Consider the following 209-nt stretch of genomic DNA (forward strand, 5'->3'; position numbering starts at 1 on the left):
CTTAACTTCCGTGTTCGGTATGGGAACGGGTGTGACCTCTTTGCCATCATCACTAGACTATTTTTAAAGACAAGAATTATTATATCATCTTTTCTATTAAAGTCAAGTATGTATTTTCTTGTTCTTTCAAAACTGGATAAACGGTCATTGAAATAAGTTTTAGTTTTGGTTAAGTCCTCGATCGATTAGTATTCGTCAGCTCCATGTGT

Annotated in this window: 1 rRNA gene; it reads right to left on the reverse strand. The window is 34.4% G+C overall.

The features are described from left to right. A 5S ribosomal RNA gene (gene rrf / locus C9J34_RS22905) occupies window positions 1-57 on the reverse strand; the annotation flags it as partial. Window positions 58-209 lie beyond the last annotated feature (152 nt).

Origin of the sequence: Metasolibacillus meyeri (assembly GCF_003049505.1) — a bacterium.
GTDB lineage: Bacteria > Bacillota > Bacilli > Bacillales_A > Planococcaceae > Metasolibacillus > Metasolibacillus meyeri.